The organism is Vibrio metschnikovii CIP 69.14, assembly GCF_000176155.1.
In the GTDB taxonomy this organism is placed as follows: domain Bacteria; phylum Pseudomonadota; class Gammaproteobacteria; order Enterobacterales; family Vibrionaceae; genus Vibrio; species Vibrio metschnikovii.
Window position 1 is genome coordinate 239589 of the sequence record NZ_ACZO01000005.1, and the last position, 13352, is coordinate 252940.

10 protein-coding genes and 1 tRNA gene are annotated in these 13352 nt (G+C 44.2%); 6 read left to right on the forward strand and 5 right to left on the reverse strand.

Annotated elements, in window-relative coordinates; translation table 11 throughout:
- Nucleotides 1–51: 51 nt before the first annotated feature.
- On the reverse strand, nucleotides 52–1323 hold the full coding sequence (locus VIB_RS03380; RefSeq protein WP_004394603.1) for an NRAMP family divalent metal transporter: 1272 nt from the start codon (nucleotides 1321–1323) through the stop codon (nucleotides 52–54).
- A 450-nt stretch (nucleotides 1324–1773) separates the two neighbouring features.
- On the opposite strand from VIB_RS03380, the gene VIB_RS03385 reads away from it, so the two are divergent.
- Entirely contained in the window at nucleotides 1774–2511 is a 738-nt protein-coding gene (locus VIB_RS03385; RefSeq protein ID WP_004394604.1) for a pseudouridine synthase, read from the forward strand.
- A gap of 66 nt (nucleotides 2512–2577) precedes the next feature.
- On the forward strand, nucleotides 2578–3540 hold the full coding sequence (locus tag VIB_RS03390) for a D-2-hydroxyacid dehydrogenase (protein WP_004394605.1): 963 nt from the start codon (nucleotides 2578–2580) through the stop codon (nucleotides 3538–3540).
- A gap of 62 nt (nucleotides 3541–3602) precedes the next feature.
- On the opposite strand, the gene VIB_RS03395 is transcribed toward VIB_RS03390, so the two are convergent.
- The 3 genes from VIB_RS03395 to pepA all read right to left on the reverse strand — a co-directional run bounded on the left by VIB_RS03395 (nucleotide 3603) and on the right by pepA (nucleotide 8569).
- Nucleotides 3603–6461, reverse strand: a complete 2859-nt coding sequence (locus VIB_RS03395) for a valine--tRNA ligase (protein ID WP_004394606.1) — start codon at nucleotides 6459–6461, stop codon at nucleotides 3603–3605.
- 94 nt (nucleotides 6462–6555) lie between these two features.
- On the reverse strand, nucleotides 6556–7005 hold the full coding sequence (locus tag VIB_RS03400; RefSeq protein ID WP_004394607.1) for a DNA polymerase III subunit chi: 450 nt from the start codon (nucleotides 7003–7005) through the stop codon (nucleotides 6556–6558).
- Nucleotides 7006–7060: 55 nt separating this feature from the next.
- Nucleotides 7061–8569 carry a leucyl aminopeptidase gene (gene pepA, locus VIB_RS03405; RefSeq protein WP_004394608.1) on the reverse strand — a complete coding sequence of 503 codons (1509 nt, stop codon included), beginning with the start codon at nucleotides 8567–8569 and terminating at the stop codon, nucleotides 7061–7063.
- A gap of 192 nt (nucleotides 8570–8761) precedes the next feature.
- Here pepA and lptF point away from each other — a divergent pair, with 192 nt between their 5' ends.
- Together lptF and lptG are read left to right on the forward strand one after the other, a co-directional pair.
- Complete coding sequence (lptF, locus tag VIB_RS03410) at nucleotides 8762–9865, forward strand: LPS export ABC transporter permease LptF (RefSeq protein WP_004394609.1); 1104 nt, start codon at nucleotides 8762–8764, stop codon at nucleotides 9863–9865.
- Nucleotides 9866–9868: 3 nt separating this feature from the next.
- Nucleotides 9869–10939: an LPS export ABC transporter permease LptG gene (gene lptG / locus VIB_RS03415; RefSeq protein ID WP_004394610.1), complete on the forward strand. Its 1071-nt coding sequence runs from the start codon at nucleotides 9869–9871 to the stop codon at nucleotides 10937–10939.
- A gap of 97 nt (nucleotides 10940–11036) precedes the next feature.
- Here the strand turns inward: lptG and VIB_RS03420 are convergent, their stop codons facing one another.
- Nucleotides 11037–11513 (reverse strand): RDD family protein, encoded by a 477-nt coding sequence (locus VIB_RS03420; RefSeq protein WP_040904020.1) that lies wholly within the window; start codon nucleotides 11511–11513, stop codon nucleotides 11037–11039.
- 189 nt (nucleotides 11514–11702) lie between these two features.
- Between VIB_RS03420 and VIB_RS03425 the strand changes: the two genes are divergently transcribed.
- Nucleotides 11703–11787: transfer RNA gene (locus tag VIB_RS03425), tRNA-Leu, on the forward strand.
- Between the two features lie 182 nt (nucleotides 11788–11969).
- The gene (locus VIB_RS03430; RefSeq protein ID WP_004394611.1) at nucleotides 11970–13226 is read left to right on the forward strand and encodes a cyclic di-GMP phosphodiesterase; all 1257 of its coding nucleotides are present in this window, start codon (nucleotides 11970–11972) and stop codon (nucleotides 13224–13226) included.
- Nucleotides 13227–13352: the final 126 nt, after the last annotated feature.

Sequence of the window (13352 nt, forward strand, 5' to 3'; positions counted from 1 at the left end):
CTTTTTTGATCCGTTTGAATCGGATGCGAAATAGAGCACCCGATTTTACGATTAGACTAGCCATTTCCACCAAATAAACAGTGCTAAGAAACCGAATAGATAAATCAATCCTACGATCGATAACGCTCGCGTTTTTTTACCGAGCGCTAATTCGGCTGGTAAAGGGGTCTTAGTGACTAAGATGTAATTGAGTAGGGCAAAAAATGGTGTGGTCATAAACGCCATCACCATGGCAAAGTTGAGCATTGGCATCAAGGCAAACGCCCAAAAGACAATGATGGCTAACGCCAGCGCTGAAACGATAAATAGCCATGTTTGAAACAAACGAGGCGAAGCGTGAGTTTTATGCTGCAGTAAACGCTGTGCTTCGGCAATCACACGCGAATAGCCATCAATCACCGTAATCGTACTGCCAAAAATACAGAAAAAGGCGATAACAGCAATCAAATAGCGCGACCATTCACCAATGGTGGAAGCGTACAAACCGACCAGTTGATGAGAAAATCCAATGCCTGATTGTGCTAGCTCAACCCCTGTACCGTGTAGCACCAAACTGCCCAGTGCAAGAAACACAATAGCGAGTAAGGCTGTACCAATATAGCCGACATTGAAATCAAACAGTGCCGATTGTGCAGTCACATGTTGTTGGCGGCGCTGACTTTTTAGCCACATTGAGGTTAAGCTCGAAATTTCAATCGGTGCCGGCATCCAGCCCATTGTCACGACGATAAAGCCGATTGCAGCGAATGTCCAAGGTGAGGGCGTTTCGCTGACAACGGTTAATGGGGCGGGCCCAGTCGCGGCAATAAAGACCGCAGTGAGAGTTGCCAGGGTGAGCACTGCCATGATGGTTTTGGAGAGAATATCCAAAGCTTTGTAGTGCCCTGCGATCAAAATAATCAAACAAGTCACTAAAATGAGGCCGCTAAGTACGCTGGTCGCTATTTCAAATGGGATGAAGTAACCCAGTAAACTGGCACTGAATAACAGTAACGCAGCCGTATTAACAATCGCGGAGAAAATACTTAAGAGAGTGAATCCCCACAGGTAGGTTTTTCCTAGCTTAGCGTAACCTTCAACGAGACTTTCTCCGGTTCCCATGGTGTATTGAACACCAGCTTTAAAGAAAGGGTATTTGAATAAATTCACCAATAAAATCAATGCTGCTAATTGCCAGCCATAAATTGCGCCAGCTTGAGTGGAAGCGACAAGATGGGAGCCTCCGACTGCCGCTGCGGCCATCATGATCCCTGGACCAAGTGAGCGAGCTAATTGTTTTAACCTGAGTTTTTCGGTGTTTGAATAAGGGACACTGTTTTCCATTCTCGATCCTTTTTCTACCTTTGACTTACGCTTGCGGTCACTTGGTTTTAGGCCATGATTCAGCAATCTTCAATGCCAGAGGTATGATTGATAGTTGTGTTTGATTTATTGTTATGGTCATGGTCACTATCCCCTTCCTACTTGAAGCTGCAGCGGTGTTGGCTACGTTGGTTCACCTCAATCAGATAGTCTGGCTATGATTGTGGTGATGAACCCACTTGCCGCTTACCTGCCACTCCAAGTGATTTTGGCATATGACTTATTGATCTTATGTCAATATATCGTATCAATATCATAGGTTAATATTCTGTCAACTTTTAGTTACGTTTTCGGTAGGGCCACTAAGCACAAGCGATGCATAAAGCGCCGATCATTCCTCTTACCATCAATCTGCAACTTGACCCTATTTAAGTATATAATGCGGCGTTTTTTCCTGATGAGACAATAATAATGGCGATGATTGAATACCATCCCCCCACCGATCCGTGGATAGATGTGGTGTATGAAGATGAGTATATTTTGGCGGTCAATAAACCGTCAGGATTACTCTCTGTGCCCGGCAAACACATTGAGCACTATGACAGTATGTGGAGTCGCTTGGTGGCTGAGCATTCGGAAATCCAAGTCGTGCATCGTTTAGATATGTCGACGTCAGGTTTAATGCTGTTTGCTAAGAATAAATACATGGAAGCGGCGCTGAAAAAGCAGTTTCAGTATCGATTAACCCATAAAGTCTACTATGCGCGAGTATGGGGCAAGCTTGAGCAGCAGCAAGGTGAAGTTGATTTACCATTAATCTGCGATTGGCCGAATCGTCCGCGACAAAAAGTCTGTTTTGAGCACGGTAAAGCATCGAAAACGTTGTATCAGGTGGTTAAGCAAGAGGAGCAGACAACGATTGTTCGTTTGTTTCCTGTCACTGGGCGTTCTCATCAGTTACGAGTACATATGTTAGCGATTGGGCATCCGATAGTCGGTGACGAGTTTTATGCTTCTCCGGAGGCATTAGCCTTTTCTGATCGATTAGCCCTGCACGCTGCAGAACTCAGCTTTTATCATCCACGCAGTCATTGGCTGCGCACCATTTTTGTACCGTGTGATTTCTATCCCGAAGCTGAGGCGGTTATCTTGGATCATTTTGATCCAGAAAGAAAACTACCGGATTATAAAACTCTGCCTCGTCCTTAATGTGATTGAACGAGACTCAGCTAAGTAATCATTGTGCGATTAAAGTGATTTTATAGGGAGTGGTTTATGTCATTACTTAACATTGTGTTTTTGGATCGAGCGACGATCCCTCGTCATATTGATCTTCCCGATCTGAGCGTTGCTCACCAGTGGCGAGAGTATGATTTTACGACTCCTGATCAGGTGCTTGATCGCATCGGTGACGCTGATATCGTGATCACTAATAAAGTGGTACTCACTCGCGAGATACTGGCTCAACTGCCGAAACTCAAGTTGGTCGCGATTTCTGCTACGGGCACGAATAATGTTGATTTACCGGCGTGTCGTGAGCTAAACATTGCGGTGTGTAATGTGCAGGGCTATGCCACTCAATCGGTACCTGAACATGTCATTGCGATGATGTTTGCCTTAAGACGCAATCTCTTTGGGTATCATCAAGATATTGCTGCTGGAGAGTGGCAACGCAATAAGCAGTTTTGTTTCTTTACTCATCCGATTGGTGATATTGCCGGTAGTGTGATGGGTATTATTGGTGGTGGTTCGCTCGGCAAAGCAACGGCTGCCCTAGCTCAAGCATTAGGGATGCAAGTGGTCTTTGCAGAACACAAAGGTGCTGAGTCTTGCCGTGAAGGGTATGTTCATTTTGAGCAGGTATTAACGACGGCTGATGTATTAACACTGCATTGCCCTTTAACGGCAGCGACCACCCATTTAATCAGTCAGCCAGAGTTGGCGTTAATGAAACCGAATGCGCTGGTTATTAATACTGGTCGAGGAGGGTTAATTGATGAAGTGGCTCTGGTGGATGCGTTAAAGCAACGTCGTATTGCTGGAGCTGGGGTGGATGTGTTTACTCAAGAACCCGCTGACATGGGGAATCCACTGATTGCCAATATGGACTTACCGAATTTATTACTCACGCCACATGTTGCTTGGGGAAGTGATAGTGCCATTCAACGTCTGGTGACGATACTAATCGCTAATATCGAGGCATTTATTGCTGGAAAGTCGCAAAATAGGTTGGTTTAGTCACGGGGTATAAAGAGAAAGGCAGCGCTATCGCTGCCTTTCTTGTTAAGTAAAGATGATATTTATAAAGCGCTGATAGTGGCTTTTTGTTCGATTAACTTCACCAGGGTTTCTTGATAGCCATTGAGTTTGTCACGCTCGACAGCAACCACTGCTTCTGGGGCTTTAGCGACAAACCCTTGATTGCTCAGTTTGCCTTCGATGCGTTTGATCTCGCCTTCGGTTTTGGCGATTTCTTTCGCTAGACGCTCAAGTTCAGCTTGTTTATCAATCAATCCTGCCATCGGGATCATCAATTCCGATTTGCCGACCAGTGCGGTAGCACAAGCTGCCGTTACTTCATTGCTTTCAATCACTCGTACGGACTCAAGTTTGGCGAGAGAAATCAGCACAGGTTTATTGGCTTCAACGCGTGCGGCATCTTCTTCGCTAGCAACTTTTAACATCACCGATAAAGGTTTGCCCGGATTAATGTCATACTCAGCACGTAGGTTACGAATGCTGGTAATAAAGGCTTTTACCCATTCAATATCATCCAGTGCCTGTTGATTAAAGTTCTCTGGATTATATTGAGGTAGTGCTTGGAGCATGATGGTCTCGCCCTCAACCCCGTCAACCAGAGGCTTGATGCTTTGCCAGATGGTTTCGGTAATATAAGGGATCACCGGGTGAGCCAAACGCAGTGTTTTTTCGAGAACGGTAATAAGGGTGCGACGCGTACCGCGTTGCTGAGCTTCAGACCCTTTCCAAAGAATGGGTTTGGTTAGCTCTAGATACCAGTCACAGAATTGGTTCCAGATAAACTCGTATAAGGTATTTGCAGCCATATCTAATCGGAAGTTATTGATATGGTTGTTAAACTCTTTGGCTGCTAGCTCAAACTGGGATTCAATCCACTTGTCGGCCAGTGAGTACTCGATCTCGCCAGCAGTAAACCCACAGTCTTGCGCTTCGGTATTCATCAACACGTAACGGCTGGCATTCCACAACTTATTACAGAAGTTACGGTAGCCCTCTAAGCGTTTCATATCCCAGTTAATATCACGACCGGTTGAAGCCATGGCTGCTAGCGTGAAGCGCAGTGCGTCGGTTCCATAAGGTTCGATACCGTTTTCAAACGTTTTACGCGTGTTTTTCTCGATTTTAGCGGCAAGTTGAGGCTGCATCATGTTGCCACAACGTTTCTCAACTAATGACTCTAGATCAATACCATCGATCATATCGATAGGATCGAGGACATTACCTTTCGATTTTGACATTTTATCGCCATTTTCATCACGGATAAGACCGGTGACATAAACGGTTTTAAATGGGACTTGAGGTTTGCCATGCTCATCTTTACAGAAATGCATGGTCATCATGATCATCCGTGCTACCCAGAAGAAAATAATGTCAAAGCCTGTCACCAACACATCCGATGGATGGAAGGTTTTTAGTGCATCGGTATTGTCTGGCCAGCCTTGAGTACCAAACGTCCAAAGTGCAGAGGAGAACCACGTATCTAACACATCGTTATCTTGCTTAAGCACCACGACTGGCGCAAGGTTGTGTTTAGTACGGACTTCTTGTTCATCACGACCGACATAAACGTTGCCATCATTATCATACCAAGCCGGAATACGATGTCCCCACCAGAGCTGACGAGAAATACACCAATCTTGTACGTCGCGCATCCAAGAGAAGTACATGTTTTCGTACTGCTTAGGCACAAACTGAATGTCACCGTTTTCGACGGCTTCGACCGCTGTTTTTGCTAACGGAGCAGTGCGTACATACCATTGATCGGTCAGCATCGGTTCAATTACGACACCACCACGATCACCATACGGTACCGTCAGATCGTGATCTTTGATTTCATCCAGTAAGCCCAGTTCAGTAAATTCCGCAACGATTGCCTTGCGTGCGGCAAAACGCTCCATACCGTGGTATTTTTCTGGAAGCTCACTGCTGTAAACATCACTTGCTTCACCATTACTATTAAACACTTCGGCAGCATCACGAATGTTGGCATCAAAGGTGAGAATGTTGATCATCGGTAATTGATGGCGTTTACCCACTTCGTAGTCATTGAAGTCATGAGCCGGGGTGATTTTTACACAACCCGTGCCTTTTTCCATATCGGCGTGCTCATCGGCAACGATAGGAATGCGGCGATTAACGATAGGGAGTAGGATTTCTTTACCGATCAATGCTTGGTAACGAGGATCTTCAGGGTTAACCGCGACACCAGTATCACCGAGCATGGTTTCAGGACGAGTGGTGGCGACGACGATGTAATCTTTACCGTCCGCGGTTGTAATACCATCGGCTAACGGGTAGCGGAAGTGCCACATGTGGCCTTTGATATCTTTATTTTCAACTTCAAGATCGGAAATCGCGGTGTGCAGTTTTGGATCCCAGTTAACCAGACGTTTGCCACGATAGATCAAATCATCTTCATGCAAACGAACAAAGACCTCTTGCACGGCATTTGATAAACCTTCATCCATGGTAAAGCGTTCACGGTCCCAATCAACTGAGGCCCCTAGGCGACGTAACTGTTGAGTAATCGTACCGCCAGATTCAGCCTTCCACTCCCAAATTTTGTCGATAAACGCTTCACGACCATAATCGTGCTTCGTTTTGCCTTCTTCAGCAGCAATTTTGCGTTCAACAACCATTTGGGTGGCGATACCAGCGTGGTCTGTTCCGACTTGCCATAAGGTATTTTTACCTTTCATACGTTCGCAACGGATCAAAGTATCCATGATGGTATCTTGGAAAGCGTGACCCATATGAAGGCTACCAGTGACGTTCGGTGGCGGAATCATAATGCTGTACGCTGGCTTTGAGGTGTCACCGTGTGGCTTAAAGTAGCCGTTCTCTTCCCAAGTCTGATAGAGAGCTTGTTCGATTGCTGTTGGGTTATATGTCTTTTCCATAGTGCTCTTAAATGGATACTGTGAATGGTTAATCTTAGTCAAACTTCATAAGTGAAGGATCTTGGTCAAGATCGCCTTAACTATAAGGTTTGACCTACGGATGCTGTAGCTCGATCGTTTGTAACTGATAGCCTGCTTGACGATAGATTTTATATCGTTCACGTGCCAGCTGCTTGGTTTTTTCTTCGCAGGGGACGAAGTCTACCACCTCTCTAAAGGCGTTCGCAAAGGTTGTATGATTATCGGCCAGATTTATTACCAATTGGCGATTGTAGGTTGGCTTCACTCCTTGATAGCCAATTTCAATCAGAGTGCCATATTTGGGACCTTCACCGATCAGGTTATGAGCGATAAACTGAGTGGGCTCAACTTGCCAAAAGCGTTCCGCTAACTGTTCTGCGTGAAGCTGGTCTTGGCAATGTACGTACACCTTGGCACCTTGCCGAGCAAAATGGTGCGCTAGGTAAACAATATAGTGCTCAAATCCTGTAATGGTCGCTTGAGGGCTATCATTAGCAATTAAATAAAAGGTTGCGGTTGCCATTGGTTACCTCACATTGATTGCAATAAAAAAGGGCCGTTTGGCCCTTTTTTGAGGTTTATTCCTCGCTATCGTGGCCACTACGATTGAGGAGAAATTGCACTAACATCGAGACTGGACGTCCAGTCGAACCTTTGGCTGCACCCGATTTCCAAGCTGTACCAGCCACATCAATATGTGCCCAGTTATATTTCTTGGTAAACTTCGATAAGAAACATCCTGCGGTGATGGCACCACCTGGACGACCGCCGATATTAGCCATATCAGCAAACGGGCTCTTTAATTGTTCATGATATTCATCTGCTAGCGGTAAACGCCAAGCACGATCACTTGATTGCTCAGAGGCGTTGATCAACTCATGAGCCAGAGGGTTATGGTTCGACATAACGGCACTGATGTGATGACCAAGAGCAATGACGCAAGCTCCCGTTAAGGTTGCGACATCAATGACGCAATCGGGTTCAAAACGCTCAACATAAGTTAGAGCATCACACAGTACTAATCGCCCTTCAGCATCGGTATTCAATACTTCAACGGTTTGGCCTGACATGGTAGTCAGGATATCGCCTGGGCGATAGGCATTACTGCCAGGCATATTTTCACAACCAGCCAAAATACCCACCACATTAATGGGTAGATTCAGCTTTGCCAGTGCCTTCATGGCACCAAAAACTGAAGCTGCGCCACACATGTCGTATTTCATCTCATCCATGGCTTCGCCTGGTTTGAGTGAGATACCGCCTGAATCAAAGGTTAAGCCTTTACCAACCAGCACAATCGGTTTTGCTGTTGGGTCTGCGTGTCCTTTATATTCGATCACCGACATCATGGATTCATTTTTCGAACCTCGGCCTACCGCTAAATAAGACGTCATACCGAGTTTTTCCATCTCTTCTTCACCAATGATTTTGGTGGTGATGGTCGGATAATCGTCCGCTAAACGACGGGCTTGAGAAGCCAAATAGGCTGGGTTGGCGATATTCGGTGGCATATTACCAAGATCTTTACTGGCTTTCACACCAGAAGCAATGGCTAAACCATGGTTGATGGCTCGTTCACCTAAGCTTAATTCTCGGCGAGTTGGTACATTAAATACCAGCTTACGAAGTGGGCGACGAGTTTCTGGCTTAACACTTTTAAATTGATCAAAGGTATACAAACCATCTTTGGTTGCTTCTACGGCTTGACGAACTTTCCAGTAGGTGTCGCGGCCTTTAACGTGTAACTCAGTTAAGAAGCATACCGCTTCCATTGAGCCAGTTTCGTTAAGAGTGCTAATGGTTTTTTGGATGATCTCTTTATATTGACGTTCACCCAGTTCACGCTCTTTACCACAACCTACCAGTAATACTCGTTCAGACAAGACTCCCGGAACTTGATGCAACAGCAGCATCTGGCCCGGTTTTCCTTCTAGATCACCGCGACGCAATAGTGAACTGATGTAGCCATCACTGATTTTATCAAGCTGTTCTGCTACTGGAGAAAGTCGGCGTGGTTCAAAAACCCCCACCACAATGCATGCACTGCGTTGTTTTTCTGGGCTACCACTTTTAACACTGAACTCCATGCGTACTCCTACATCCTAAAGACAAATAGAACTAAATGTTAGATAATGCATTCTTACTTGATGAATCCGTTAATGGATCAACCTATAGTTTAGGTGTTCTAACAGATAGCGAAATTTTAAAAAAATAAAAGGTTCAACGGGAAATTATAGTGATTCAATCAAAAAAACAAGTTTTGCATAGGTTATTTCAGCGTGATTATTGTTAGATATTTGATCAGAGAGACATTAAAGAGCCAGTTTGCGATCTTTTTCGTGCTGTTTTTAGTGTTTTTGAGCCAAAAATTCATTCGTGTTCTCGCTGATGCTTCGGATGGTGAAATTCCTGCGCGAATGATCCTATCAATCGTCGCGTTAAATATGCCAGCGATGGGATTGCTCATGCTGCCGCTGAGCTTATACATCGGTATTCTGCTGACCTTTGGTCGTTTGTACGCAGAAAGCGAAATCACCGTAATGAACGCAACGGGTATCGGAAATAAGTTTCTGATCCGCGCCGCGCTTTACTTAGCGATCATTACCTCAAGTGCCGCGGCTTTTAATGCTTTTTGGTTATCGCCATGGAGCCAAGATAAAGAAGCTCAACTCATTGAACAGTTAGCGGCGGAAAGTAGCGTTGATTTATTACAAAAAGGTCAATTTCAGCGCTCGCCAGATGGTTCATCAGTGGTTTTTATTGATAACATCGAAAATAGAAAGTTACAGAATGTTTTTGTCGCACAGCTTGCCCCCCGTCAATCGATTTTACCTAGCGTGATGTTTTCTGATTCTGGCGAAGTCAAAGAATTGAGTGATGGCCGGCAGATGATCACTATGCATAATGGGGTTCGTTATGAAGGGGTTCCGACGCGATTAGACTATATGATCACGCGTTTTGATCAATACGAAGGCTTAATTGGTCAACGCTCGGTCAAGGCTAAAGGACGTGATTGGCAAGAAACGCCGACTTTAGCTCTGATTCGGAATCCTGACTCGCGTGCGCAAGCAGAGCTGCAATGGCGTATTTCATTGGTATTGTGTATTCCACTATTAACAATGTTGGTGGTGCCACTGTCGGCAGTCAATCCGAGACAGGGACGATTCGCCAAAATGGGCCCCGCCATTTTGATTTATTTAACCTATTTCTTAACCATCAGCGCCATGAAATCGGCTTTAGAAGATGGAACGATTCCGATTGAAATCGGTATGTGGCCCATCAACGCCGCCTTGTTATTTGCAGCGATTATTGCAAATACCTTGGATAGCGTATGGGTAAGAAAGATGAAAGACAAATTCAGACCAAAGCGCAAGGTGGCCTAATTCGTGTTTAAAATTTTAGATTGGTATATCGGGCGAACCATTATTGCTACCACAACTCTTGTACTGGTGACCTTCGTGGGCTTGTCCGGCATTATTAAATATGTTGAACAGTTAAGAAAAGTTGGTGATGGCAGCTATGATCTTTTGCAAGCCTTGTTTTTTGTGCTGTTAAGTGTGCCGCGTGATGTGGAAATGTTTTTTCCTATGGCGGCGCTACTGGGTGCGCTCATCGGTTTAGGAGCCTTAGCCGCCAGTTCAGAATTAGTGGTGATGCAAGCCTCTGGCTTTTCTAAATTAGATATCGGTTTATCGGTGCTCAAAACCGCGATTCCCTTAATGATTATTGTTACGTTACTGGGTGAATGGGGCGCTCCTCAAGCTCAAAAAATGGCGCGTGATATGCGCGCCTTCGCAACCTCTGGTGGTAATATCCTTTCCGTAAGGACAGGTGTATGGGCCAGAGACGCCAATGATTTTATCTTTGTTGCGAAGATTGATAATGAACGCCTCTATGGTCTGAATATGTGGCGTTTTGATGAGCAGAAACAGCTTCGTCATGTGGTATTTGCTGAACAGGTGGATTATCTAGGTGATAATCATTGGTTAATGAAACAAGTACAGATAACTGATTTACAAGATAATGTGGTTCTGACCAAACAGTATTTAGATGTCTACCAATGGCGTACGGCCTTAGCACCCGATAAATTAGCGGTTGTGACGGTTAAACCTGAAGAGCTCGCCTTAAGCGGCCTTTACGATTATGTACATTACTTGAAAGCCTCTGAGCAAGACGCCTCTCGTTATGAATTAGCCTTGTGGCGTAAATTGACTCAACCATTCTCGATTGGTGTGATGATGTTGATGGCATTGTCATTTATTTTTGGTCCACTGCGCAGCGTAACCATGGGAGCGAGAATTCTTTCTGGGGTGATTGCGGGTTTCACTTTTTACATTTCCAGTGAGTTTTTTGGTCCATTAAGCTTAGTTTACGGTTTCCCCCCAGCTTTTGGTGCTATTGCCCCTAGCTTGGTCTTTCTCACGATTGCCGTTATGTTATTACGTCGTAAGTTGTAGAATGAAACAAAGAAAGGGGAGATAATTTATCTCCCCTTTCTTCTTTTCGAGCAAGATACCTTTCTTTTTACAGCTCAACGCCGCTTGGTTATGCGTTTCAACGAGATTGATTGATTACAACCACTTCTGTTTTAGCCCATATATCTTGAAAACTGCGTTTTTGTGGATCAATCAGCACCGTTAGATTCCCTAATCCTAACCCTGCAGTTGCAAGCCGAATAAGAGCTTGTGTGGTCGTAATTAAGCTACCGTCTTGATTACGGACCAAGATCTTCGATGCTTTCATACCTAAGGTTTGCCCATGCTTGGTCCAACAATAAACAAAAAAGTAAATCCAAATAGAGGCCAGATACAAGGTATAGGCTGGACTGAAAGTGGGATGACGAGTTAAAAATTGGCTGACATTTTGATAAGGGCCATAACTTAGGACACCAATGGCGACTAAGGTTTCTAAAATAACCATTATCATACCGCCCGCGACGATCAACAAAGAAACAACAATCAATGAATCATAGAGTAGAGCGGTCAATCGGCGGAAAAATCCGGCTGACAGTAAGGTTGAAGTTTTATTCATAGTCGTCTGTGTAAAGTGCGATAAATGACCATCAGCATATCGGTAGTTTGTCGCTCTGGAAAGAGAGTTAGAAAAACAAGAGGCGTTGTGGTGAAATATTCAGCAAACGATTTGTTTTTCAATATTTTGTTATTGCGCTAGCGTCGTTCTTACGTATAATGCCGAACATCAGATGGCAATAGCCAAGATGCCGATGTGGTGAAATTGGTAGACACGACGGATTCAAAATCCGTTTCCTTCGGGAGTGGCGGTTCAAGTCCGCCCATCGGTACCATTATTTATACAACAAAGCCTCGACGAAAGTCGGGGCTTTGTTGTTTCTGAAGCAACCACATCGATATTTTCAATTTCATGCCGCTAATATGTTAACCGCAAGCACAGTTAGCGACCTCTGAAGGTGATCTTGCCCTGCGTATCTCCTACACTAGAAAAAATTCTATTTTGTTGGTCCTGATCGTGGCAAGTACAAGCATAAAAATCACCGTCGATAGATTGCAGCCAGGTTTACATATTCGCTTACCAGTTAAATGGAATGAGCATCCTTTCTTATTTAATAGTTTTAAAATTCAGTCCATTGAACAAATTCAGTTGATCAAGCACTTGGGCATACAGCATGTCTTTTTAAATCCCGCACAAAGTGATACTTCGCCTTTACCTCTCGATAGTGAGTCTCAAACAGTAGCAGAACCGACGGATCTTGATGAACAGGCGGATAAGCTCTGGCAGGAGAAAGAACAGCGGATAGAAAAACTCAATCGTTATCGTCGCCAAGTATTAGAGTGTGAAAAAGAGTTCGAACGTTCTTTGGCGCGTATGCGAGCAATTATGAATAAAATTCGTAGTCGCCCGGCTGATGCTATTGATGAAGCCAGTGCCTTAGTTGAAGAGATCGTCGACAAGTTATTGAGTGATGAGAATGTCACTTTGCACTTAATGAATAGTAAAAGTGAATTTGAAGATATCTATTTCCATTCACTGAATGTTTCGGTGATCTCAATGATGATCGCTAAAGCTAAAGGGCTCACAGAGCAACAAATCAAACAAATTGCTTTTGCAGCACTATTTCATGACATTGGTAAAATAAGAGTACCGAGTGCGATTGTACGTAAAACCACTCCGCTCACTGAACCAGAGAAAAATTATCTTAAGCTACACACAAAATATGGCTTAGAAATGGTGAGTAGTTTTGAAGCTTTTCCAGAAAGCGCAAAAATTGTTATTGAGCAGCACCATGAGTTAAGCGATGGTTCTGGATACCCTAAAGGTCTTAAAGAAGCCGATATTGATGAATTAGCTCAAGTCATTTCGGTTGCGAATGCATTTGATAATCTGTGTCATCCAGCGATTGCCAGCGAGCAAAAAATTCCTTATATCGCACTTTCTTATCTATATAAAAATGCCAAGCATCTTTATAACCAGGAAAACTTAAGTATTTTAGTGAAATTTATGGGGGTATATCCACCAGGTACAGTAGTGCAATTGTCGAATCATGCTATTGGCTTGGTGATATCCGTCAATGCTAAGCAACTATTATCGCCGAATGTATTGATTTATGATCCTTCGGTTCCTAGAACACAAGCGCCGATTATCGATCTCGCCGATAAGGAAATAAAAATCCTGAGTGCAATTTTGCCACATAAGCTTCCTGATAACATTCGTGATTACTTAAATCCAAGAGCTCGGATTTCCTATTTCTTTGACAGTGATGATTAGTTATCCACAGGAGGGTGTGGGTAATATGTTGGCTATATGATGATAAGTGGTAGGTAAATAATGGCTTGCTGGTTATTTGCGCAAACAGTGTTTTTTTTCGGGAAAATTTAAAATTTACGCTTGCCA

What these genes read in the sequence shown, in the direction of transcription:
- VIB_RS03420 (WP_040904020.1), bottom strand. Translation starts at nt 11,513, where the DNA reads ATGAATAAAACTTCAACCTTACTGTCAGCCGGATTTTTCCGCCGATTG.
- pepA (WP_004394608.1), bottom strand. Translation starts at nt 8,569, where the DNA reads ATGGAGTTCAGTGTTAAAAGTGGTAGCCCAGAAAAACAACGCAGTGCA.
- VIB_RS03385 (WP_004394604.1), top strand. Translation starts at nt 1,774, where the DNA reads ATGGCGATGATTGAATACCATCCCCCCACCGATCCGTGGATAGATGTG.
- VIB_RS03380 (WP_004394603.1), bottom strand. Translation starts at nt 1,323, where the DNA reads ATGGAAAACAGTGTCCCTTATTCAAACACCGAAAAACTCAGGTTAAAA.
- VIB_RS03390 (WP_004394605.1), top strand. Translation starts at nt 2,578, where the DNA reads ATGTCATTACTTAACATTGTGTTTTTGGATCGAGCGACGATCCCTCGT.
- VIB_RS03395 (WP_004394606.1), bottom strand. Translation starts at nt 6,461, where the DNA reads ATGGAAAAGACATATAACCCAACAGCAATCGAACAAGCTCTCTATCAG.
- VIB_RS03400 (WP_004394607.1), bottom strand. Translation starts at nt 7,005, where the DNA reads ATGGCAACCGCAACCTTTTATTTAATTGCTAATGATAGCCCTCAAGCG.